This is a genomic window from Dactylosporangium fulvum, from assembly GCF_025137375.1.
GTDB lineage: Bacteria > Actinomycetota > Actinomycetes > Mycobacteriales > Micromonosporaceae > Dactylosporangium > Dactylosporangium fulvum.
Window position 1 is genome coordinate 6,761,847 of record NZ_CP073720.1, and the last position, 21,192, is coordinate 6,783,038.

At 72.0% G+C, this 21,192-nt stretch carries 18 protein-coding genes; 9 read left to right on the forward strand and 9 right to left on the reverse strand.

Annotated elements, in window-relative coordinates:
• Positions 1–35: 35 nt before the first annotated feature.
• Complete coding sequence (locus tag Dfulv_RS31140) at positions 36–722, reverse strand: CBS domain-containing protein (protein ID WP_259857366.1); 687 nt, start codon at positions 720–722, stop codon at positions 36–38.
• 302 nt (positions 723–1,024) lie between these two features.
• Between Dfulv_RS31140 and Dfulv_RS31145 the strand changes: the two genes are divergently transcribed.
• Positions 1,025–2,164, forward strand: a complete 1,140-nt coding sequence (locus Dfulv_RS31145; protein ID WP_259857367.1) for a site-2 protease family protein — start codon at positions 1,025–1,027, stop codon at positions 2,162–2,164.
• A 25-nt stretch (positions 2,165–2,189) separates the two neighbouring features.
• Here the strand turns inward: Dfulv_RS31145 and Dfulv_RS48435 are convergent, their stop codons facing one another.
• A complete protein-coding gene (locus tag Dfulv_RS48435; RefSeq protein WP_264675824.1) occupies positions 2,190–5,849 on the reverse strand; it encodes a hydantoinase B/oxoprolinase family protein in 3,660 nt (1,219 codons plus the stop codon).
• Between the two features lie 211 nt (positions 5,850–6,060).
• Between Dfulv_RS48435 and Dfulv_RS31160 the strand changes: the two genes are divergently transcribed.
• Together Dfulv_RS31160 and Dfulv_RS31165 are read left to right on the forward strand one after the other, a co-directional pair.
• Complete coding sequence (locus Dfulv_RS31160) at positions 6,061–7,668, forward strand: APC family permease (RefSeq protein WP_259857368.1); 1,608 nt, start codon at positions 6,061–6,063, stop codon at positions 7,666–7,668.
• Between the two features lie 258 nt (positions 7,669–7,926).
• Positions 7,927–8,490, forward strand: a complete 564-nt coding sequence (locus tag Dfulv_RS31165; protein WP_406567847.1) for a hypothetical protein — start codon at positions 7,927–7,929, stop codon at positions 8,488–8,490.
• Positions 8,491–8,557: 67 nt separating this feature from the next.
• Here the strand turns inward: Dfulv_RS31165 and Dfulv_RS31170 are convergent, their stop codons facing one another.
• Positions 8,558–8,965 (reverse strand): pyridoxamine 5'-phosphate oxidase family protein, encoded by a 408-nt coding sequence (locus Dfulv_RS31170; RefSeq protein ID WP_259857369.1) that lies wholly within the window; start codon positions 8,963–8,965, stop codon positions 8,558–8,560.
• Between the two features lie 174 nt (positions 8,966–9,139).
• On the reverse strand, positions 9,140–9,889 hold the full coding sequence (locus Dfulv_RS31175; protein ID WP_259857370.1) for an SDR family oxidoreductase: 750 nt from the start codon (positions 9,887–9,889) through the stop codon (positions 9,140–9,142).
• An 83-nt stretch (positions 9,890–9,972) separates the two neighbouring features.
• Here Dfulv_RS31175 and Dfulv_RS31180 point away from each other — a divergent pair, with 83 nt between their 5' ends.
• Positions 9,973–10,722: an IclR family transcriptional regulator gene (locus Dfulv_RS31180; protein WP_259857371.1), complete on the forward strand. Its 750-nt coding sequence runs from the start codon at positions 9,973–9,975 to the stop codon at positions 10,720–10,722.
• Between the two features lie 5 nt (positions 10,723–10,727).
• Here Dfulv_RS31180 and Dfulv_RS31185 read toward each other — a convergent pair whose 3' ends face one another.
• The gene (locus Dfulv_RS31185) at positions 10,728–11,372 is read right to left on the reverse strand and encodes a zinc ribbon domain-containing protein (protein WP_259857372.1); all 645 of its coding nucleotides are present in this window, start codon (positions 11,370–11,372) and stop codon (positions 10,728–10,730) included.
• A 393-nt stretch (positions 11,373–11,765) separates the two neighbouring features.
• Between Dfulv_RS31185 and Dfulv_RS31190 the strand changes: the two genes are divergently transcribed.
• Complete coding sequence (locus Dfulv_RS31190) at positions 11,766–12,038, forward strand: SHOCT domain-containing protein (RefSeq protein ID WP_259857373.1); 273 nt, start codon at positions 11,766–11,768, stop codon at positions 12,036–12,038.
• 93 nt (positions 12,039–12,131) lie between these two features.
• Here Dfulv_RS31190 and Dfulv_RS31195 read toward each other — a convergent pair whose 3' ends face one another.
• Entirely contained in the window at positions 12,132–13,322 is a 1,191-nt protein-coding gene (locus Dfulv_RS31195) for an APC family permease (RefSeq protein ID WP_259868442.1), read from the reverse strand.
• A gap of 156 nt (positions 13,323–13,478) precedes the next feature.
• On the opposite strand from Dfulv_RS31195, the gene Dfulv_RS31200 reads away from it, so the two are divergent.
• On the forward strand, positions 13,479–14,234 hold the full coding sequence (locus Dfulv_RS31200; protein WP_259857374.1) for an arsenate reductase/protein-tyrosine-phosphatase family protein: 756 nt from the start codon (positions 13,479–13,481) through the stop codon (positions 14,232–14,234).
• 250 nt (positions 14,235–14,484) lie between these two features.
• Here the strand turns inward: Dfulv_RS31200 and Dfulv_RS31205 are convergent, their stop codons facing one another.
• Together Dfulv_RS31205 and Dfulv_RS31210 are read right to left on the reverse strand one after the other, a co-directional pair.
• Positions 14,485–15,921, reverse strand: coding sequence for an MFS transporter (locus Dfulv_RS31205; RefSeq protein ID WP_259857375.1), 1,437 nt, complete (start codon positions 15,919–15,921; stop codon positions 14,485–14,487).
• Positions 15,922–16,329: 408 nt separating this feature from the next.
• Positions 16,330–16,812: a DUF2231 domain-containing protein gene (locus Dfulv_RS31210; RefSeq protein ID WP_259857376.1), complete on the reverse strand. Its 483-nt coding sequence runs from the start codon at positions 16,810–16,812 to the stop codon at positions 16,330–16,332.
• 90 nt (positions 16,813–16,902) lie between these two features.
• Between Dfulv_RS31210 and Dfulv_RS31215 the strand changes: the two genes are divergently transcribed.
• Together Dfulv_RS31215 and Dfulv_RS31220 are read left to right on the forward strand one after the other, a co-directional pair.
• Entirely contained in the window at positions 16,903–17,586 is a 684-nt protein-coding gene (locus Dfulv_RS31215) for a response regulator transcription factor (protein WP_259857377.1), read from the forward strand.
• The gene (locus Dfulv_RS31220) at positions 17,583–18,788 is read left to right on the forward strand and encodes a sensor histidine kinase (protein ID WP_259857378.1); all 1,206 of its coding nucleotides are present in this window, start codon (positions 17,583–17,585) and stop codon (positions 18,786–18,788) included. The genes Dfulv_RS31215 and Dfulv_RS31220 overlap by 4 nt, the downstream gene beginning before the upstream one ends.
• A gap of 12 nt (positions 18,789–18,800) precedes the next feature.
• Here the strand turns inward: Dfulv_RS31220 and Dfulv_RS31225 are convergent, their stop codons facing one another.
• A complete protein-coding gene (locus Dfulv_RS31225) occupies positions 18,801–19,919 on the reverse strand; it encodes a TDT family transporter (protein WP_259857379.1) in 1,119 nt (372 codons plus the stop codon).
• A 70-nt stretch (positions 19,920–19,989) separates the two neighbouring features.
• Between Dfulv_RS31225 and Dfulv_RS31230 the strand changes: the two genes are divergently transcribed.
• Positions 19,990–20,901, forward strand: coding sequence for a LysR family transcriptional regulator (locus Dfulv_RS31230; protein ID WP_259857380.1), 912 nt, complete (start codon positions 19,990–19,992; stop codon positions 20,899–20,901).
• The last annotated feature ends 291 nt before the right edge of the window (positions 20,902–21,192 follow it).

Genomic DNA, 21,192 nt, shown 5'->3' on the forward strand with positions numbered 1-21,192 from the left:
GTCGTGCACTGGCCGGAATGCTGATGGTGCGCCCGTCAGGCGTCGAAGGTGTACCGGTGCTGCAGTGTCGTGTCGTCGAAACCCCATTCGAGGTCGTCGGTGACGGTGACGACGCCGTCGAGCGCGCGGACGAGCCGCACGGCGATCTGCGCGGTGCTGCGCCGGTCGACCTTGCCGCTGAGCGCGACACGGCCCTCCGTGACCTCGACGGTGACCTCCACCGGGTCGAGCCAGAGCACGCCACCCAGCACGTTGTCGAGGATGTCCTGCCGGATCGCGTCGTCGCCGCGCAGGTAGCGGCGCAACAGGTCGCGGCGCGACACGATGCCGACGAGGTCGCCGGCGTCGTCCAGGACCGGCAGCCGCTTGACGTTGTGGCGCTCCATGAGCCGGGCGGCCTGGGTGAGCGTGGCCGTGGCGGGCACGGTGACCGCCGGGCTGCTCATCAGCGACCCGGCGGTGTCGCCGGACGCCTTGCGCTTCGCCACGCGGTGCCGGCGCCGCTCGAACAGCCGGGCGTGCACGTCGGCGCCGTCGAACTCGACCTTGTGCAGCAGGTCGGCCTCGGACACCACACCCAGCACCTTGCGGGCGTCGTCGACCACCGGCACCGCGCTCACGCCGCGCTCGATCAGCAGGTCGACGATCTGCTTGTACCCGAACCCGGGTGCGACGGTGACCACACCGCGGGTCATCACATCACGTACCAGCAAGCTGTTCATCGACCTGCTCCTTCCCGATCGTCCTGCCTCACACCCTGGACCCGGCGGCGACGGCGCACACGGGCCGAAGGTCCCGCCCGCGTGGGCCTCGCGCCCTTCATGACCCGGCTGGCCGGCGAGGTGACACCGGGACGGGAGATTCCGATCACCACCGGCGGCCGTGCCGCGCGCAAGTGACCGAGGTTTCCGGGCCGGGCCGGACCCCGGAAACGGCTCGCGGCGCCGGTCCCGCCGGCGACGCGGGAGAATGGAGTGGTGGCACCGGCCGGCGGGACGGCGCACAGCCCGCCGAGGGAGGAGCCATGAAGCAGAACCTGCGTCTGGGCACCATCGCCGGCATCCGGATCGGCGTGCACTGGTCGGTCCTGGTCATCATGGCCCTGCTGGTGCAGATCCTCGCGCTGACGGTCGTCCCGATGGCCGCGCCCCGGCTGCCCGGCGTCGTGCCATGGCTCCTCGGTGTGGCCGGAGCGGTCGTCTTCCTGCTGTCGTTGCTGGCGCACGAGCTGGCGCACGCCCTCGTCGCCCGCGCCTTCGGCATGCGGGTCGAGCAGGTCACGCTGTGGCTGCTCGGCGGGATAGCCGAGCTCGGCCAGGAGCCGCCGAGTGCCCGGGCCGACCTGCTGACGGCGGGTGCCGGCCCGGCCGTCAGCGCCCTCCTCGGCGCCGGCTTCGGCGGCCTGGCGGCGGGCCTCGGCGCGCTCCACGCACCGGCCGGCATCGTCGCCGTCTGCGCCTGGCTGGCCGGGATCAACCTCCTGGTCGCCGCGTTCAATCTGCTGCCCGGCGCGCCACTGGACGGTGGCAGGGTGCTCCGCGCGGCTCTGTGGCACTGGCGCGGCGACCGGTACCGTGCCGCCGCCACCGCCGCCACCGTGGGCCGCGCCATCGGGCTGGGCCTGATCTTCCTCGGCCTGAGCCAGGTCCTGATCACCCGATCGCTCAGCGGTCTCTGGCTCACGGTGGTCGGCTGGTTCCTCATCTCCGCCGCGGCCGCCGAGGCCACCACGGACCGCTACCGCGCCCTGCTGGGCCAGGTGCCGGTGTCGGCGGCCATGCACACCCGCTTCGCCTGCACCGGCCCGCACTCCAGCGTGGCCGAGGCCGTTGCCAGCATCGACATGTCACCCGGCAACCGGGTCATCGCCCTGCGCACCCCGGAGGGACGGCCGGCCGGCCTGGCCCGCCTCACCGATCTCGCCCGCGTCCCCGAGCCGGCACGCGCCGGCACGCCGGTGTCCCAGGTCGCGGCACCGCTCAACGCTGTACCGGTGATCGAGGCGACCCGGCCGCTCGCCGACGTGGCCTACCTGGTCTCCCGGACCGGCACCGCACTCGTCGTCGACCACGAGCAGCTCGTCGGCGTGCTGGACGCGAACGACATCGCCTACGCCGCGGAGCATTCGGGCCTGCACGCAGGACGCCCGGACGGCAGCCGCTGAGACCGGTCCGGTGTCGCCGTGGCGGTCAAGGGCTGCCGTATCCGCCGCCGCCCGGCGTCTCGATCACCAGGACGTCGCCGGGCCGCACCTCGACAGCGTCGCATCCCGCGAGGTGGACGACACTGCCGTCGGCGCGCTGCACCCGGTTGGCCCCCAGCGCACCCGGCGAGCCGCCCGCCAGGCCGTACGGCGGCACCCGCCGGTGGCCGGACAGCGTGCTGACCGTCATCGGTTCACGGAACCGGATGCGGCGCACCGCACCGTCCCCGCCTCGCCAACGCCCCGCGCCGCCGCTGCCCCGCCGGACGGCGAACGCGTCGACCAGGACCGGAAACCGCTGTTCGAGGACCTCGGGGTCGGTCAGCCGGGAGTTCGTCATGTGGGTCTGGACCACCGAAGCCCCGTCGAAACCGTCGCCTGCGCCCGCGCCGGAGGCGACGGTCTCGTAGTACTGGTGCCGAGCGTTGCCGAAGCTGACGTTGTTCATCGTCCCGGACCCCTCGGCCTGCAGCCCCAGCGCGGCGTACAGCGCCCCGACGATCGCCTGTGACGTCTCGACGTTGCCGGCGACCACGGCTGCCGGGTGGGCCGGGGCGAGCATCGAACCGTCCGGCACCACGATGCGCAGGGGGCGCAGGCAGCCCTCGTTGAGCGGGATGTCGCCGGCGACCAGGGTCCGGAAGACGTACAGCACAGCCGCGACGACGACCGACGTGGGCGCGTTGAAGTTCGTCTCCAGTTGTGGTGACGTCCCCGTGAAGTCGACGGTCGCACTGCGGTTGACGCGGTCCACGACGACCCGCACCGCGATCGTCGCGCCGGAGTCCGTCTCGTAGCGGTACTCGCCGTCCGCAAGGGCGTCGATGACACGGCGTACCGCCTCTTCGGCGTTGTCCTGGACGTGGCGCATGTAGGCCTGTACCACGTCGAGGCCGAAGTGGTCGATCATCCTGCCCACCTCGTCGACGCCCATGGCGTTCGCGGCGATCTGCGCGCGCAGGTCGGCCAGGTTCGTCGCCGGGCTGCGGGACGGGTAGGGCGCCTCGGTGAGCAGCCGCGTCGTCTCCTCCTGCCGGAACCGGCCGTCCTCCACCAGCAGCCAGTTGTCGAACAGCACGCCCTCCTCGTGCACGTTGCGGCTGTTCGCGGGCATGGAACCGGGCGTGAGCCCGCCGATCTCCGCGTGGTGGCCGCGGGACGCCACGTAGAACAGGATCCGCGGCCGGCCGGTCCCGGCCGTCTGGAAGACCGGGGTGATGACGGTGATGTCGGGCAGGTGGGTGCCGCCGTGGTACGGGTCGTTGACCGCGTAGACGTCTCCGGGCCGCATGCCGGTGCCCCGCCGGCGGACGACCTCCTTGATGCTGGCGCTCATCGAGCCCAGGTGGACCGGAATGTGCGGCGCGTTGGCGATGAGATTGCCGTCCGGGTCGAACAGGGCGCACGAGAAGTCCAGCCGCTCCCGGATGTTCACCGACTGCGCGATCGACTCCAGCCGCGCGCCCATCTGCTCGGCGATCGACATGAAGAGGTTGTTGAAGATCTCGAGCAGCACGGGGTCGGCCCGCCTGCCCGCGCCGGGTGTCTCCGGGGCCGACCGCACCCGGTGCATCAGCAGGTGGCCGTGCGGCGTCACGCCGGCCTGCCAGCCGTCGTCGACCACCGTGGTCGCGTCGGCCTCGGCCACGACGGCGGGGCCGCCGACCGTGTCGCCGGCCCGCAGGTCCGTCCGCTCGTGGAGCGGCACGTCGTGCCAGGCCCCGCGGCTGTACAGGCGCACCGTCTCCGGCGGCGCCGCGACCGCGGCCGGATCGGCGGCACCGGGGCGCGCCAGGTCCGGCTGCTCGCTCAGGCCGACCGCCTCGACGGTGACCGCCTCGGCGATCAGCGGACGGTCCATCAGGAAGGAGTACGTCCGCCGATAGGCCGTCTCGAACGCCGCCACCATGGCGTCCACGCCGGCCAGGTCGACCGGCACCGCGGTGTCGGTGCCGTCGTAGCGCAGTCGCACACGGCGGCTGACCCGGATCCGCTCGGCCGGCACGGCCTCCTGCGACAACTCCGAGCGTGCCGCCGCCTCGAGGGTGTCCGCGACGTCGGTCAGCACCGCCGTCGCCGCCGGTTCCAGGCGGACTTCCACCGACTGCTCACGCATCGCCGTGGTGTCGGCGAGCCCGGTGCCGAGCGCGGACAACACACCCGCCATCGGCGGGACGAGCACGGTGCGGATGCCCAGTGCGTCGGCCACCGCGCACGCGTGCTGGCCGCCGGCGCCACCGAACGTGGTGAGCGCGTACTCGGTGACGTCGCGGCCTTTCTGCACCGAGATGCGCTTCACCGCATTGGCCATGTTGGCGACCGCGATCCTCAGGTAGCCCGCCGCGACCTCCTCCGGGCTCCGCTCGTCGCCGGTCAGGTCGGCGATGCGGGCCGCCAGCTCGGCGAACCGCCGCCGTGCCACGCCGGAATCCAGCGGTTGATCGCCGTGCGGGCCGAACACCCGCGGGAAGGTCCGGGGCTGGATCCGGCCGAGCACCACGTTGGCGTCGGTGACGGTGAGGGGTCCGCCGTTGCGGTAGCAGGCGGGGCCCGGGTCGGCCCCCGCGGAGTCCGGCCCGACCCGGTACCGCGCACCGTCGAAGTGCAGGATCGATCCGCCTCCGGCCGCGACGGTGTGGATGTCGATCATCGGTGCGCGTATCCGCACACCGGCCACCTCGGTGTGCAGCACACGCTCGTACTCACCCGTGAAGTGGGACACGTCGGTGGAGGTTCCGCCCATGTCGAAGCCGATCACCTTGTCGAGACCGGCCAGCTGCGACATGCGTGCCATGCCGACGATCCCTCCGGCCGGGCCGGAGAGCACGGCGTCCTTGCCGCGGAACCGCCCGGCCTCGGCCAGGCCGCCGTTCGACTGCATGAACATCAGGCGTACGCCGTCCAGTTGCTCCGCCACGGTCTCGACGTAGCGGCGGAGCACCGGCGAGAGGTAGGCGTCGACCACGGTGGTGTCGCCGCGGGCCACCAGCTTCGTCAGCGGGCTCACCTCGCTGGAGCGGGACACGTGGTCGAAGCCGATCCGCTCGGCCAGTTCCCCGATCTGCCGCTCGTGTGCGGGATGGAGGTGGCCGTGCAGGCAGACCACCGCGACCGCGCGGATGCCCGCGTCGTGAGCACGGCGCAGGTCGGCGGCCAGTTGGTCCAGGTCCGGCGCGCGGAGCACCGTGCCGTCGGCAAGGATCCGCTCGTCCACCTCGATCACGCGCTCGTACAGCAACTCCGGGAGCACGATGTGCCGGGCGAAGATACGCGGCCGGTTCTGGTAGCCGATCCGCAGCCCGTCTCCGAATCCCTTGGTGATGACGAGCACGGTCCGCTCACCGGTGCGCTCCAGCAACGCGTTGGTGGCGACCGTCGTGCCCATCCGCACTGTTTCGACGAGGCCGGCCGGGATCGGCGCCGTGTCGGCGATGCCGAGCAGTGCCCGGATGCCCGCGACCGACGCGTCCCGGTAGCGCGCCGGGTTCTCCGACAACAGCTTGTACGTCAGCAGCCGGCCGCTGTCCGGCATGCGGGCGACGATGTCGGTGAAGGTGCCGCCGCGGTCGACCCAGAACTGCCACTGTCCGCCGGTCATCCGGATCCGCCCCCAGCCGGGGCTGCCGCCGGCCCCCTGCTGACGCATGCCGGCAACCGCGTACCCTACCGCGATCAACGGCACGGGGCTCGCCGGCCGGCGTACCACCGACCGGCCTCGGTGCCGTATCATCCGGACAGTCACCCGGCGCCGGACCGGCCGGGAGGGGATTTGCGCCTGTCCGGGCGTCCGATGCCGGCATGATCCGCGACCGGCGGGGAAGTCGTGGATCCGCGCAGGACGCCGATGGCGTCGTCGTGTGACAACGTTCGAAGGCATCCCCATGGCCAGAACTCCCGCGGGCCACACCCTCGTGAATGCGACGATCGACGAGATCCACGAGAAGTCGCTGCTACGGAAGAGCCTGCGCCGCTTCGACCTCGTATTCTTCCTGATCTGTACGGTCGTCGGCCTCGACACGATCGGTGCGGTCGCGAAAAACGGGGCTCAGGGGTTCACCTGGCTGATCTTCCTCGCCGTGGTCTTCCTCGTGCCGTACGGGCTCCTGATGGCCGAGCTGGGCTCGACCTTCCCGTTCGAGGGCGGCCCGTACGTCTGGTGCCGGCTGGCGTTCGGCCGTTTCGTCGCCGCGCTGGTCACGGTGCTGTACTGGTGTTCCAACCCGATCTGGCTGGGCGGGACGCTGACCATCCTGGCGGTCTCGGCGTTCAGCGACTTCGTCACGCCGCTGCACGGACCGGCGGAGGTGGTGTTCGCCCTGGCGTTCATCTGGTTCGCGGTGGCGTCGGCGATCGTGTCGTTCCGGTTCGGCAAATGGGTGCCGAGCGTGGGCGCGTTCGTCCGGCTGGCCGTCGTGGGCTTCTTCACCGTGTCGGTGCTGCTGTACGCGGCGCGCAACGGTGTGCACGGCTTCGACGCCCCGGCGTTCGCACCGGGGTACGCCGTGTTCATCGCCGTGGTGCCCGTGCTGATCTTCAACTACGTCGGCTTCGAGCTGCCCAGCTCCGCCAGTGAGGAGATGGTGGACCCGCGCCGGGACGTGCCGCGCACCATCGCCTGGTCCGGTGCCGGTGCGGTCCTGCTCTACGGCCTCCCCGTCCTGGCGATCCTGCTGGTCCTGCCGGCGTCACGTGTCACCGGCGTCGGCGGATTCCTCGACGCGGCGAAGGAGGTGCTCACCGTCTACGGAGGCACCGTGAGTCCCGACGGCACGGTGACCCTGACCGGCACCGGCAAGATCCTCGGCGCGGTCACCGCGGCCGCGTTCATCTGGGCGCTGCTGTCCAGCGGCACCACCTGGATCATGGGCGCCGACCGTGCGCAGGCGGCGGCCGGTTTCGACGGCGCCGCCCCGCGGGCGCTCGGGCGCATCTCGCCCCGGTTCGGCACCCCGGTCACGGTGAACCTGCTCAGCGGTGTCGTCTCGACCGTGGTGATGCTGGTGGCGTTCCGGCTGTCCGGCGGCAGCGCGGACAGGTACTTCACGATCGCACTCGGCGTCGCCATCTCCACCACGACGATGTCGTACCTGGGCATCTTCCCGACGCTGGTCCGGCTCCGCCGCACCCATCCCGACGAGCACCGCCCGTTCCGCGTCCCGGGCGGCATGACCGGGGCCTGGATCGCCGGCAGCCTGACCACGTTCTGGGCCGTGGTCGCCACGGTGTGGCTGCTCTGGCCGGGGCTCGGCGTCGACTGGTTCGGCGCCTCGGGCAACCCCGACCAGGCGCTGCCCGCCGGCATCGGGCGGGCCGCGTTCGAGCTCATCCAGGTTGTCCCGGTGGTCCTGCTGCTCGCGATCGGGGTGCTGTTCTACGTCCTGGGCGCGCCCACCCGGACCCGCCGGGCCGCGCCGGGTGAGGTGTCCGCGACGGACGAGCGCGGCATGGCGCCCGACGAACGCTGACGGATCTCGCCGGCTCCGGCGGGCACTCAGGACGAGGGTGCACGACGTGCGCCGCCGGTCCCGCCGGCGGCTGTCCCTTGTCAGGCTCGCGCCGCCGGGTCCGGCCGGACAGAGCAGGAGGTCCTGAGCAGCAGGGACGGACGCCCTCCCGATCGACTCGGGCCGTTGGTCCCGGCGGCAAGGGAGGTTCGCCTCAGGCGCCCGGCAGCGGCCGGGGACGAAGCTGAAAGCAACGAAGGAACCCGGCAGGAGGCCGTCATGACCAGCGCATCGATCCACCACTCGCCCGCCAACCACCTGGAGCACGTCGAGGCGCCCGGCTCGATGCTCACCAAGACCGCCGCCAGAGCCCTCGCGGTGCTGCGCTACGCCACCGGGTTCGTCTTCCTCTGGGCCTTCGCCGACAAAACCTTCGGCCTCGGCTACTCCACCCCGTCCGCGAAGGCCTGGATCAACGGCGGCAGCCCCACCAAAGGCTTCCTCGCCAACGTCGACGTCGGCCCCCTCCAAAACTTCTTCCACACCATCGCCGGCACCTGGTACGCCAACTGGCTGTTCATGCTCGGCCTGCTCGGCATCGGCCTCGCCCTCACCGCCGGCATCGGCCTCCGCATCGCCGCCGCCTCCGGCACCCTCATGATGGCCGGCATGTGGCTCGCCGAATTCCCACCCGCCGGCTCCACCAACCCCCTCATCGACTACCACATCATCTACGCCGCCGTACTCATCGTCCTGGCCCTCGCCTACGCCGGCCACACCTGGGGCCTCGGCCGCTCCTGGGCCAAACTGCCCTTCGTGCGCCGCAACCGCTGGCTCATCTGAACACCTGAACAACCGCACAACACGACCCGGGCCGCAGCCGACCGCTGCGGCCCGGGTGCTCGTCCGGTCAGCGGACGGCTCCCAGTTCGTATCCGGTGACCAGGTCGCAGTCGATGCCGATGATGCAGTTCATCGGCTCGTCCACCCAGGGATGCAGCAGCTGCTCGTACCGCTCCTGCAGGGCCTGGTCGAGGACCAGCCGTGCGGTACCGGTGACGACAACCGTCCAACCGGTGCGCGCCTCGACGTCGATCATGTCGGCCTCGTAGGCGACGACGACGGCACCCCGTTCGGTGGCGGTGGACGGAAGGCTCGCGCCCAGGCTGCTGCGGATGATGATCGTCTCCCCGTCGAGCAGGTGGTTCACCGGCCGGATCGCCGGAAGCGCGCGCAGGGTGAACACGACCCGGCCTACGGGCACCGAGGCCAGCAGCTCGAGACAGCGCTCGCGGCTCAACGGTTGCTTCGGCGCCATCTGCCTACCTCCCAGAAGTTCGACCCTCTCCCGCCGATCGCCCCGGTGCCAGGGCACGACGGCCTGTCACGGACGGGACTTTGTGCCCTTGCCGGCGAGCGCGGCGGACTGCGAGTCGCCGGCCGGGCTCACGGCCTGCGCCCGACACCTGCGGGCCTCATCCGCACGGTCCGTTCAGCGGCCGCCGGTGACGTCGAGTGTCGTGCCGGTGACGAATCCGGCGTCCGGCGACAGCAGCCAGGCCACGGCCCGCGCGACGTCCTCGACCGTGCCGGCCCGGCCGAGCGGCTGCTGCGGGCCGAGTCGCCGGGCCCGGTCGGGGTCTCCGCCGGTGGCGTGCATCTCGGTGTCGATGATCCCGGGACGCACGCTGTTGACACGTATGCCGTCGGAGGCGACCTCGAGCGCGAGCCCCCGCGTGAGGGTGTCCACCGCGGCCTTGCTGGCCGCGTAGTCGACGTATTCGTTGGGCGCTCCGAGCACAGCCGCCTTGGAGGAGATGTTGACGATCGCGCGGTCCGGGATCCGGCTGCCGCGCATCCGGACCACCGCCTCGCGGCAACAGCACGCGAGACCGATGACGTTGACGGCGAGGATCCGGGTCCACCGGTCGGGCCCGATCTGTTCGAAGGTGCACTGCTGCTCGAGGATCGCCGCGCTGTTGACCAGCCCGGCGAGCGTGCCCATGTCGTCGGCGGCCGCGAACAGGTCACTGACCTGCGCCGGGACGCTGACGTCGCAGGGCACCGCCCGCACCGGACAGTCCGGACGGTCGAGTTCGGCGACCACCGCACGGGCGCGCTCGTGGTTGCCGCGGTATCCCAGCACGAGCGCGCGCCCCGGCACCCCTGCCAGTTCCCGGGCCACTCCCGCGCCGATACCGCGAGTGCCGCCTGTGATGACGTAGACGCCAGATGTCCGCATGTCGAAGGTTCTCCCGGTCGTGAGCGTGTCGGACCGCGACCGTACGCGGCGGTGCGCCGGCTCCGCGATGTGAGAATCACTGAATGAGTCGCGACACGCCGTCCTCGATGATCGGCCGGGTCGTGGCACTGCTCGACGCCGTAGCGGCGGCCGGCACCGTCAGTCGCGGTGACCTTGCCCGGGCAACCGGCCTGCCCCAGGCGACCTGCAACCGGATCGTCGCGAGACTCGTCGCGGAGCGCCTGCTCACCGAGCGGGCCGGGGTGCTGCGGCTGGGGCTGCGGCTCTTCGAGCTCGGCACCCAGGCGAGTCAGGCCGGCGTCACGCTTGTCGACATCGCGGGACCGTACCTGCTCGACCTGCACGGCATGCTGGGCTGGACGACCCAGCTCGCCGTGCTCGACGACGCCGCCGTGGTCTACCTCGTCAAGATTGACTCTCGTCGCCGTCCCCGGCTCGGCACCCGTGTCGCGGGGCGCTTTCCGCCACACTGCACCGGTGCGGGCAAAGCGCTGCTCGCGTTCAGCCCTCCCGAACTCGTCGACGACGTCATCGACCGGACGCCCCTCACCGCCCGCACGCCGGACACCATCACCGACCGTGCACACCTGCTGAGCGAGCTGCGGGCGACGAGGCGCCGCGGCTACGCCATCGACCGTGCCGAGTTCCAGACCGGCATGACCGCCGTCGCCGTGCCCATCCGTCCCGGCATGCACCTCGTCGGTGCGCTGACAGTCGCCGGCCCCACCGAGTCGTTCGACCCGTCACGCGCCGCCCATGCCGCACGAGTCGTCGCCCAGATGATCGAGTCCCGGCTGGCCGCGGGCCCCTGACCGGCTCAGTGCAGAGTCTGGCCGCAGTCCATGCAGAAGATGGCTCCGATCTTGTTGTTGCCACTCCCGCAGCCGGGACAGTGGACCTTCGGCGCCAGCGACGCCCCGCACATGGAGCAGAACCTGCCCCCGTCCACCTTGACGCCGCACGACGGGCAGGCGACGACCGCACGCGTGTTCATGTCCGCGCCCGCCGTCCAGTCGGACTGCTGGGCCCGCTGCCAGATCTGGTCACGCTGCGCCGCGGCCTGCGCGCGGGCGATCTCCTCGGCCACCGCCGGCGCACATCTGAGGCATTGGCCGATGTCGCTGTTCCAGCACATTGCGGCACACATCCAGTCGCCGCAGCCGCGGCACTGGCGGAACTCGCCGCGCACCCCCTCGACCGCTTCGGCGAGCGCCCTGTCCTTGGCCGGGGAGTTGGTGGCCCGGTCGTAGTGCCACTGGTCGACGGAGCGGCTCACGTTCTGCGCGAACCCGCCGAACAACGTGCCCGCGGCACGCAGCAACTTACGGCCGGTCTCCACATTGTCGCGCTTGAACGGCGAGCGGTAGCCGTTACCGCACCGCTCACAGCGAAACTCAAACTGGTAACCCTGCGTATTGGAAATATCTCGAATATTGTCGGTGAAAGGCACAAGAGCAGCCACGACGCGAGACTATCCAGTCGAATCCACCCAGCATTCCGGGAAAAACGAACGAGCCGCACATTCCGGCCGGCGGACCCGCGTGCCAATCTCGCTCCACGAGCCCCTTCGCATTGATCTTGCGGCGGCGAAACCTGATAGAATATATCGAACTAGGTGTTTCCGGGCACCACGTGGAACCGGTCCCCTCTTCCGTCCACCGCCCACCGGGTCAGCCGCTGCCGGCTGCGCCGCCGCCGGACAGGCCTTCGTCCGTGCCGCAGGTGACGTTCTCCCATGCCGACCGGATCAGCCGGAGCGACGGTAGAGATGTGCGACCGCGTCCCTTCCGCGGTGACGAGAGCATGACAACAGGCCGTTGGGCGCCAGCCCGACCGACGGATGGAGGGGATCACGATGATGTACTGGGGCTACGGCATGGGGGGCGCCGGCCTGGCCCTCATGACGTTGAACACGCTGCTGTTCTGGGGCCTGGTGATCGCCGGCGTCGTCCTGCTGGTCCGCTATTTCGGCCGTGGCGCGCAGGCTCCTTGGGCAACCGGTTCACGATCGACGCCGCAGCAGTTGCTCGCCGAACGGTTCGCCCGGGGCGAGATCGAGGAAGACGAGTACATCCGCCGGCTGCAGGTGCTGGGCGGCACCATGACGACCCACCGGCCCGGCGGCTGACCGACGATCCTGCGGGCCGGGCCGGCGACACGAACGCCGCAGGCACCCGGCCACCCGCCGGGGCCGCCCGCCACGTGCACTGATCCCAGGTGGCTACCGGCGCCGCAGCAGTGCCCAGCGTCCGGTGAGGCCGACGGCGAACATGACGACACCGGCCACCACGGACTGCCACGGCAGGGTGGCCGCCAGGATCAGGCAGCCGACGGCGCCGAGCAGGTTGAGCCAGCGGGGCCAGCGACGCTGCTCGGCGGGTTGCGTGAAGGCGGAGGCGTTGGCGATGGCGTAGTAGATCAGCACGCCGAACGAGGAGAAGCCGATCACCCCGCGCAGGTCCACGGTGGCGACGAGCAGGCTGACCACAACTGCGAGCGCGATCTCGGCATGGTGCGGCACGCGGTGACGAGGGTGGACCGCGGCCAGCCAGCCGGGCAGGTCACGGTGGCGGGCCATGGCCAGGCTGGTGCGGCCGACACCCGCGATCAGGGCCAACAGGGCACCGAGCGCGGCGAGCGCACCTCCGATGCGGACGACGGGGGCCAGGACACCGGCGCCGGCGGCGTCCACCGCCGTGGTCAGCGGCGCTACGGCGGTGGCCAGTCGATGAGGGCCGGCGGCCAGCAGCGCCGCGACCCCGACCACCAGGTAGACGCCCACAGTGACGAACAAGGCGATGGGGATGGCCCGGGGAATGGTGCGCTGCGGGTCGCGGACCTCCTCACCCATCGTGGCGATGCGGGCATACCCGGCGAAGGCGAAGAACAGCAGGCCGCCCGATTGCAGGACGCCGTAGGCATCGCCGGTGCCCAGCGCCGACCAGCCGTCCAGATTCGCCGCACCGGCCCGGCCGCCCACCGCGATACCCACCACCACGACGGCCAGAGCCGTCAGACTCGTAGCGACCAACACGCGGGTCAGCGCGGCGGTCTTGGTGACGCCGCGGTAGTTGAGCGCGGCAAGACCCACCACGCCCACCACGGCCACGGCACGCTGCGCCCACCACGGGCCGGGCACCGCGTAGGTGGCGAACGTCAGCGCCATGGCCGCACACGAGGCGGTCTTGCCCACCACAAAACCCCAGCCGGCGGTGAACCCCCACCAATGCCCGAGGCGCTCCCGCCCGTAGACGTACGTTCCGCCGGAGGTCGGGTACACCGCCGCGAGCTGCGCGGACGCCGTCGCGTTGCAGTAGGCGATCACCGCCGCGATCAGCAGGCCGATGAGCAGGCCGGTGCCGGCCGCACGCGCCGCCGGGCCGAAGGCGGCGAACACCCCGGCGCCGATCATCGACCCCAGCCCGATGACCACCGCATCGCCGACGCCCAACCGCCGCGCCAACTGACCGGTTCCCGGTCCGCCACGGAGCTGCGGCTCGGACGCCACCGCCCCACCTCCTCGACACACGACCATTTCATCAAACCAGTTTGATGTATTCTGCTGATCGTGACGGTGCCGAGTCAAGACGCCCCGGTGTTCGTGCGCCTGGCCGCACATCCGCTGCGATGGCGGCTGCTGACCCAACTCGCGGGCGGTGACTACCGCGTCCGGGAGCTGACGACGCTGGTGGATGAGCCGCAGAACCTGGTCTCCTACCACCTGCGGCTGCTGCGCGACGGCGGGCTGGTCACCGCCACGCGCAGCAGCTTCGACGGCCGCGACAGCTACTACCACCTGGATCTGGACCGCTGCGCCGACGCGCTCGCCGGCACCGGCACGGCACTGCACCCGGCACTGCGTCAGCAACCGGCGCCGCACACATCCGCGGCAGACCTGCCGCGGACACCCCGCGTCGGCGTGTTGTTCGTGTGCACGGGCAACAGCGGCCGCTCACCGATCGCCGAGGCCCTGCTCCGCCACCACACCGGCGGCCAGGTCGAGGTGACCAGCGCCGGCAGCCGCCCCAAGCCGGACCTGCATCCCGATGCCGTGCGGGTGCTGCGGGACGAGTTCGGCATCGACATCAGCGGCCAGCGCCCCCGGCACCTGGACACGGTCGGCGGCCACCGGTTCGACTACGTGATCAGCCTGTGCGACAAGGCCCGCGAGGCCTGCCCCGACTTCCCCGATCACCCCAGGCGGGTCCATTGGAGCATTCCCGACCCGGCCGCGGCCGGCTATCCCGCCTTTCACCGCACCGCGGCCGACATCAGCACCCGCATCAGGCACCTGCTGCCGGTCCTTGCCGGCACCCGTCCGTGAGGCAGTTGCCGCCGTGACAGCACCCGGCCAGTACGCCGGCGTCCGCACGGCACCACCGGCGCCGGACGCAACCGCATCCATCTGACAGTCGACGACCTGGACGCCGAGATCACCGGCTGCGCAACACGGACTGCCGTTTCGTAGCGACGTGGTCGCCGACCCGGCCGGCAACCTCATCGAACTGTTCCGACCCGCGGGCGGGGCCGAATCGCGGGCGCGGCCGGCCCCGCCCGCGGCAGCCATGGGTGATCTACGCCCTACCGGCGGCCTGCGACTCGGCCGCGGTCGCCGTCCCGGCCACCGCCGCGGGAGCGGTGCGCAGGGTGAACGCGGCCACGACCGCACCCACCGCGGCGATGACGGCGGCGCCGGTGAAGGCTGCGGAGTAGCCGCCGGTGAGGGCCGCAAGGTCGCCGAGCCGGTCCGCGCCGGCCGCGGCGGCGACGGCGGTCATCGCGGCCAGGCCGAGCGCGGACCCGACCTGGTAGCTGGTGTTGACGATGCCGGAGGCCAGACCGCCCTCCTCGGGCCGGGCCGCGCCGATCGCGGTGCCCAGTGACGGGATGAACGCCAGGGACATGCCCAGCGCCGCGACGAGGGACGCGGGCAGCACGTCGACGACGAAGTTGCCGGACGGGCGGACGAATGCCAGCCAGCCGAGCCCTGCCGCGAGGACGGCGAGACCGGTGACGATCATCGGCTTCGGGCCGAACCGGCCGATCGCCCGCGGCGCGAGGGCGATCATGCCGAGCATGATCAGCACCGTCATCGGCAGCAACGCCGCGCCGCTGGGGAAGGCGCTGTAGCCGAGGACCTGCTGCAGGTACAGGTTGAGGTAGAACCACATCGGGATCCACGCCGCGCCCAGCAGCAGTTGCGCGATGTTGGCCGCGGCGAGGTTCGGCGCCCGGAAGATCGACAGTCGCATCAGCGGCTCCTTGCGGGCGGCCTGGATCCCGACGAACGCCGCCAGGGCGACCACGGCACCACCCAGGACGAGCCAGGTCTGCGCCGAGCCCCACCCGATCTCGGGCGCGCGGACGATCGCGTACACGGCGGCGGCCAGACCGGCGGTGACGGTGAGCGCGCCGAGCAGGTCGAGGGAGCCCCGGCGGGCGCCGCCGGCCGGCATGACCGCCGGGGTGACGGCAAGGACGAGCAGCGCGATCGGGATGTTGATGTAGAAGACCCACGGCCAGCTGACGTACTCGGTGATGACGCCGCCGAGGAACACACCGGCCGTGCCGCCGGCCGGTGCCGCCGCGCCGTACAGGGCGAGGGCCTTGGTGAGTTCCTTCGGCTCGGCGCCGAACAGCGTCATCAGCAGGGTCAGCGCGGACGGGGCGATGAGCGCCGCGCCGGCGCCCTGCACGGCCCGGGCGGCCAGCTCGACCGCGACGCCGTTCGCGAGCCCGGCGGCGAGCGAGCCGGCCAGCAGGATCACCCAGCCGAGACTGAACATGCGCCGGGCGCCGAACAGGTCCGACAGCCGGCCGCCGAGGAGCAGTAGGCCCCCGAACGCCACCACGTAGGCGTTGAACACCCAGGACAGGTTCTCCGGCGAAAAGCCGAGGTCCTGCCGCATGCGCGGCAGGGCCACGCCGATGATCGAGGTGTCCATGATGACCATGAACTGCGCGAGCGCGATGAGCCCCAGAGCCCACCATCGCCGGGATGCGGTCGCCATTTCCATCACTCCTTTATGCCCCTAGGGGGTACGGGTATTGAGCGGAGACAGATTTACCCCCCTGGGGTATCCGTGTCAACCGGTCAACCGCCACCGAGGCGGGACGCGCGTCGCCGATCCCGCGGCACCGGCGCCGGGAACACGCCCGGAGAGAGCCTGTTGCGCAATTCGGATCCCCCGCGCGTCAACCCCGCCGATCTTGGAGTTGTGGTCCTTGACAAATCCGGACAAATTCGGAGGTTCATGGCGCCACAACTCCAAGATCGGCGCATAGTTGTGGCCGCCGACGCTGTCCCAGCGAATTACGCAACACGCCCGGAGGGCAGGGCAAAAGGGGCCGGCAGCATGCGGTGTGACCAGGATCCCGAAGTGTGCCCGGCGACACCGGGTATACCCCCAGGGGGTTACCTACCGTAGGCGGACGCGCCAGGTCTCAGCGTGGGACGCCGTGGCCGCGCCGCCCCACACGGCGCGGGCGCCCGATTCGCCGACCCGGTACACCTGGACCAGGTTCGCAGCCGCGATGAGCAGCGCCAGGACCGTCACGAGGACGCCCATCCACGGCCGCCGCCCGGTGTTTCGCGGCACGACCCACACCAGCAGGGCCGCCACGGCCAGCAACGGCACCGCGAAGAAGATCAGCGTGTCCCCCAGTTCGGCGTGCACACCCGGGTCGCCGACCCGGGCCTCGAGGCCTTCACCGGTGCTCGTGGCGACGGGGATCGCGGCTGTTGCCAGTGCCGTGACCACGACGACCAGGACTCCGAAACGGGCACGCAGCCGGGGACGGACCGTGATGGCCACGACCCCGAGCACGGCCAAGGGCAGCAGGACGACGACAGCGTGCACGACGAGCGGGTGCAGCGGCAAACCGTTGACGGTGGCCGGCATTCGGCGACTCCTTCGATCCGATCCAACGCCGGCCACCATGCCCCGTGGTTCTTAGAGGTTCCTTAGCGAGGCCGTGCCAGTCTTGCCCCCATGAACGCACGGGCTGAGGCCGGCGAGGGCGCGCGGCTGCTGCTCGTCGAGGACGACCCGCAGCTGGCCGGGCTGCTCGACGAACTGCTGACCGACGAGGGCTACCGGGTCGAGGTGGCCCGCGACGGGCAGGCCGGTCTGCACCTGGGGCTGTGCCGGCGGTACGACGTGATCGTGATCGACCGCATGCTGCCTGCCGTCGAAGGACTCGATCTGCTGCGCCGGCTGCGCGGCCGGGGCGTCGTCACGCCGGTGCTGGTGCTGACGGCCCGTGCCGCGGTCGCAGATCGGGTCGACGGTCTCGACGCCGGGGCCGAGGACTATCTCACCAAGCCGTTCGACGTGACCGAACTGCTGGCCCGGTTGCGCGCGCTGCGCCGGCGCCACGCCGAGCACGCGGACCGGGTGCCGGTCGGAGCCGGTTCACTCGACCCGGGCACGCGTGTGGTCCACCCGCCAGGCGGCGCGCCGGTCGCCCTGTCGGACCGCGAGTGCGCGCTGCTGCACACGCTGGCCGTCCGCCCCAGGCAGGTCTTCAGCCGGGACGACCTGCTCGCGCTGGTCTTCGACACCGCGGAGAGCCCCGGCGTGGTCGACACCTACGTGCACTACCTGCGTCGCAAACTCGGCCAGCAGGTGGTACGGACCGTGCGCGGGCTGGGCTACCAGATCGGATCCGCATGACCGGCTCGTCCGACACGCGGCTGTTGCGCCGCGCGACCGTCGTCATCGCCCTGCAGGTCAGCGCCGCCGTCGCCGCCACCGTGATGCTCGTGAGCGTGCTGGCGTTCTCGCTCACCATTCGTGCCGAGCACCGCGACGAGGAGCGGACGGTCCGGGCGGTGACGCTCGCCGCCGGCGCGGACCTCGCCGGCACCGACGCGGTGCTCCTGCTCCGCCGCGACGCGGGCGGGACGGTGCGGACCGGGCCGGGCGTCCCGCCCGAGACCCGCCTGCTGGACCTGGACCGGCTCCACCCGGGCCGGGGCAACGCCGACGTGGGATCGCGCCACTACGAGGCCTACGTCGTCGACCGGCCCGACGGCACACGCACCGTCGGCCTGCTCGATGTCACCGCGCGGGAGGAGGCCGGCGAGCGGCTGGTCGGTTCCCTCGCCCTGGCGGGCCTGGGTGGCATCGCCGCCGCGGCGGTCGCGGGAGCGGTGCTCGGCCGCCGGGCGGTCCGGCCGCTGGCCCAGGCGCTTGCCCTGCAGCGGCGGTTCGTCGCCGATGCCAGCCACGAGCTGCGCACCCCGCTCGCGGTGCTGCACACCCGTGCCCAGCTCGTTCAGCGGCGGGCGGCCAGGGCCGTCCCCGCGGCGTCGCCCCTGCTGGCCGAGATCGACCGGCTGACCGCCGACAGCCGGGCCCTCGGCGAGGTGGTCGAGGACCTGCTGCTGTCGGCGGAGCTGGAGCACCGGCCGGCCCACGGCGCCCCGGTCGACACCGGCGAACTGGTGCATGACCTCGTGGAGTCCCTCCGGCCCTACGCCGCCGAACGCAACGTCACGCTCACCGTGCGGATGGACGAGGTCGCGCCGGTGGTGCACGGCGTGCGGTCCGCGCTTCGGCGGGCTCTCGCGGCGCTGCTCGACAACGCGGTCGCCCACGTCGGTGACGGCGGCCGGGTGGAGGTGCACGCCCACGCCGCCGACGGGCGGATCCTGCTCGGTGTCCACGACAACGGCGACGGCGTCGACCCGGCGACGATCGGCAGGCTCATGCGGCGCTTTGCCCGCGGTACCGACGACACCGGTCGTCCTGACCGCCGCTTCGGGCTCGGCCTGGCCCTCGTGCAGGAGGTCGTGGAGGCGCACGGCGGGAAGCTGCGCGTGGCCGGGGAGCCCGGCAAGGGCGCTCGATTCACCCTCGACCTGCCTCGATGACCTCGCAGGAGTTCACACCCGCCGGAACAGCTGCCCCCGCCAGGCGCCGTGCACGGTGCGGGTGGCGGCCGTGGCCCAGGCCGCGACGAGGAACAGGTACAGCACCACGGCCAGCCCGCCGAGGGCGTCGACGTGGCCGCGCGCGGCCAGGCCGGTCGTACCGGTGACGAGAGTGCCGACCGGGAAGACGAAGCTCCACCAGGCCAGCGTGAACGGCAGGCCGCCGTCGGTGGCACGGAACGTCCGCCAGGTGATGGCCGCGGCCAGGACGAGCCACAGCATCGCGAACCCGAACGCGGGCACGCCGTAGAACAGGGCGAAGACCTGCGCACCGGTGCTGTACGGCGCGGGAAGCACGGCAGCGGCGGCGACACCGAGCAGGTGGGCCGCGGTGATCGACTGGCCGAGCGGGCCGAGCACGATCCACAGCGTGGGGACCGTCCCGGCCGGGCCGACGCGATGCCGGACGAGCCGGGCCCACAACTGGGTCACGATGATCAGCGTGGCGAAGAGGCTGATGCCGAACAACGCGTAGCCGGCGAACACCATGCCCAGGCGCAGCTGCCCGGCCGGCAGGTGGGGCACCAGCAGGGCGCCGTTGGCGGCCGACACCATCGGCGGCACGACGGGCATCAGCCACCCGCCGAACGCGGCGTCCGCGTCGATCTCGTGCCGCGTCATCATGAGGTACGGGATCGCGACCGCGGTGACCAGACCGCCGACGGTACCGGCGGCCCAGAGCACTCCGTCGACGACAACGGCGGTGTGCAGGCCGAGCCAGTCCCGGCCCAGCAGCAGCGCTCCCCCGCCGACGGTCATCGCCGCCATCGGCGGCGCACCCCAGAACTGGGCCATCACCGGATCGGCGGCGTGCCCGAGCGCGGTCGCCCGGTGCCGGCGCAGGTGCACCGCCCATGCCGCGCTCAGCACGAGCAGCAGCACGGCCGCGAGTGCCCACACGAGGGTAGCGGCGAGCCGCAGGCCGGGCAGCCGCAGCGGCAGTGTCGCGGCGGCGTTGGCGACGATGCCGGTACCCATGACCGAGGCGAACCAGTTCGGTCCCAGGTTGGCGAACACGTCCGGCCGTCCGGGCATACGGGCGGTGGGCGGGACGTCGAGCAGGGCGGTCACGTCCCCACTGTCCGGCGACCACGGCCGCGCCGGTAGGCGGTGATCGCCGTTGACCTCATAAGCTGGCGTTATGCCCTTGCCGCCGCTGGTGACCGACCTGACCAGCTTCGACCTGCTGTTGTCGGTCGCCCGGCTCGGCAGCGTCGGCCGCGCCGCCGAAGCGCACCGCATCTCCCAGCCGGCCGCCAGCGCCCGGCTACGGCAGCTGGAGCGGCAGGTCGGCGTCCCGCTGTTGCACCGCACGCCGCACGGGTCCACGCTCACCGAAGCCGGCGCGTTGGTCGCGGACTGGGCCAGGACCGCTGTCGACGCCGCCGCGGCGCTGGCCGTCGGCGCCGCCGCGCTGCGGACCACGGCGGACAGCAGGCTGGTGGTGGCGGCCAGCCAGACCGTCGCCGAGTACCTGCTGCCCGGCTGGCTGGTGGCGTTACGCCGGACGTACCCGGATCTCAGCGTGGCGCTGCAGGCGGGCAACTCCACGCAGGTGGCCGCACGTGTCCTCGCCGGCGACGCGGGGCTCGGCTTCGTCGAAGGTCCGGACACACCTGCCGGCCTGCATGCCGAGACCGTCGCCGAGGACCAGCTCGTCGCCCTTGTCGCCCTGGGTCATCCGTGGACCCGCCGCCGGCGTGGCATCACTCCGGCCGAGCTCGCCGCCACGCCGCTGGTGTCCCGGGAGGCCGAGTCCGGCACCCGCCGAGCCCTTGAGGCCGCCCTGCGCGAACACGGCTGCGACTCGATCGCCGCGCCGATGCTGGAACTGTCCTCCACCACAGCCATCAAGCACGCGGTCGCCGCCGGCAGCGGCCCGGCGGTGCTGAGCTCGCTCGCCGTCACGACGGAACTCGCCACCGCCACCCTCGCCGCCGTGCCCGTCGCCGGACTTCCGCTGCGGCGCAGCCTGCGGGTCGTGTGGCCGAACGGCCGGCAGCTCACCGGCCCGGCCCGCGACCTGTACACCATCGCCCGCCGTGCCGGATGAGGTCACCTCTTGCGGCGGCGGGCGCCCGTCATCGATCGGACGGCGCCGTGGCCTGCGACGTGCACCTGGGACAGCCGTGGGGGCCGCCGGTCGACTGCGTGCCGACCCAGCCGTGCCTGCGGAACAAGCTCCACGCGAGATCCCAGTTGTGCAGGTTGGCGCCGAGATTGTCCACGGTCATGCCGCAGCCGTCACACACAAGACTGAAGTCGACACCGTCGGCTGCGTACAACGCCGTCACGTACAAAGCCTCCCTGGCAGATCCGCTCGACCGGGCCGCCGCCCATCCTG

Excerpts from the sequence above, each read along its gene's own strand:
- Dfulv_RS31140 (WP_259857366.1), bottom strand. The coding sequence starts at position 722 with ATGAACAGCTTGCTGGTACGTGATGTGATGACCCGCGGTGTGGTCACC.
- Dfulv_RS31145 (WP_259857367.1), top strand. The coding sequence starts at position 1,025 with ATGAAGCAGAACCTGCGTCTGGGCACCATCGCCGGCATCCGGATCGGC.
- Dfulv_RS48435 (WP_264675824.1), bottom strand. The coding sequence starts at position 5,849 with ATGCGTCAGCAGGGGGCCGGCGGCAGCCCCGGCTGGGGGCGGATCCGG.
- Dfulv_RS31165 (WP_406567847.1), top strand. The coding sequence starts at position 7,927 with ATGACCAGCGCATCGATCCACCACTCGCCCGCCAACCACCTGGAGCAC.
- Dfulv_RS31170 (WP_259857369.1), bottom strand. The coding sequence starts at position 8,965 with ATGGCGCCGAAGCAACCGTTGAGCCGCGAGCGCTGTCTCGAGCTGCTG.
- Dfulv_RS31175 (WP_259857370.1), bottom strand. The coding sequence starts at position 9,889 with ATGCGGACATCTGGCGTCTACGTCATCACAGGCGGCACTCGCGGTATC.
- Dfulv_RS31180 (WP_259857371.1), top strand. The coding sequence starts at position 9,973 with ATGAGTCGCGACACGCCGTCCTCGATGATCGGCCGGGTCGTGGCACTG.
- Dfulv_RS31190 (WP_259857373.1), top strand. The coding sequence starts at position 11,766 with ATGATGTACTGGGGCTACGGCATGGGGGGCGCCGGCCTGGCCCTCATG.
- Dfulv_RS31195 (WP_259868442.1), bottom strand. The coding sequence starts at position 13,322 with ATGATCGGCGCCGGGGTGTTCGCCGCCTTCGGCCCGGCGGCGCGTGCG.
- Dfulv_RS31205 (WP_259857375.1), bottom strand. The coding sequence starts at position 15,921 with ATGGCGACCGCATCCCGGCGATGGTGGGCTCTGGGGCTCATCGCGCTC.
- Dfulv_RS31210 (WP_259857376.1), bottom strand. The coding sequence starts at position 16,812 with ATGCCGGCCACCGTCAACGGTTTGCCGCTGCACCCGCTCGTCGTGCAC.
- Dfulv_RS31215 (WP_259857377.1), top strand. The coding sequence starts at position 16,903 with ATGAACGCACGGGCTGAGGCCGGCGAGGGCGCGCGGCTGCTGCTCGTC.
- Dfulv_RS31220 (WP_259857378.1), top strand. The coding sequence starts at position 17,583 with ATGACCGGCTCGTCCGACACGCGGCTGTTGCGCCGCGCGACCGTCGTC.
- Dfulv_RS31230 (WP_259857380.1), top strand. The coding sequence starts at position 19,990 with ATGCCCTTGCCGCCGCTGGTGACCGACCTGACCAGCTTCGACCTGCTG.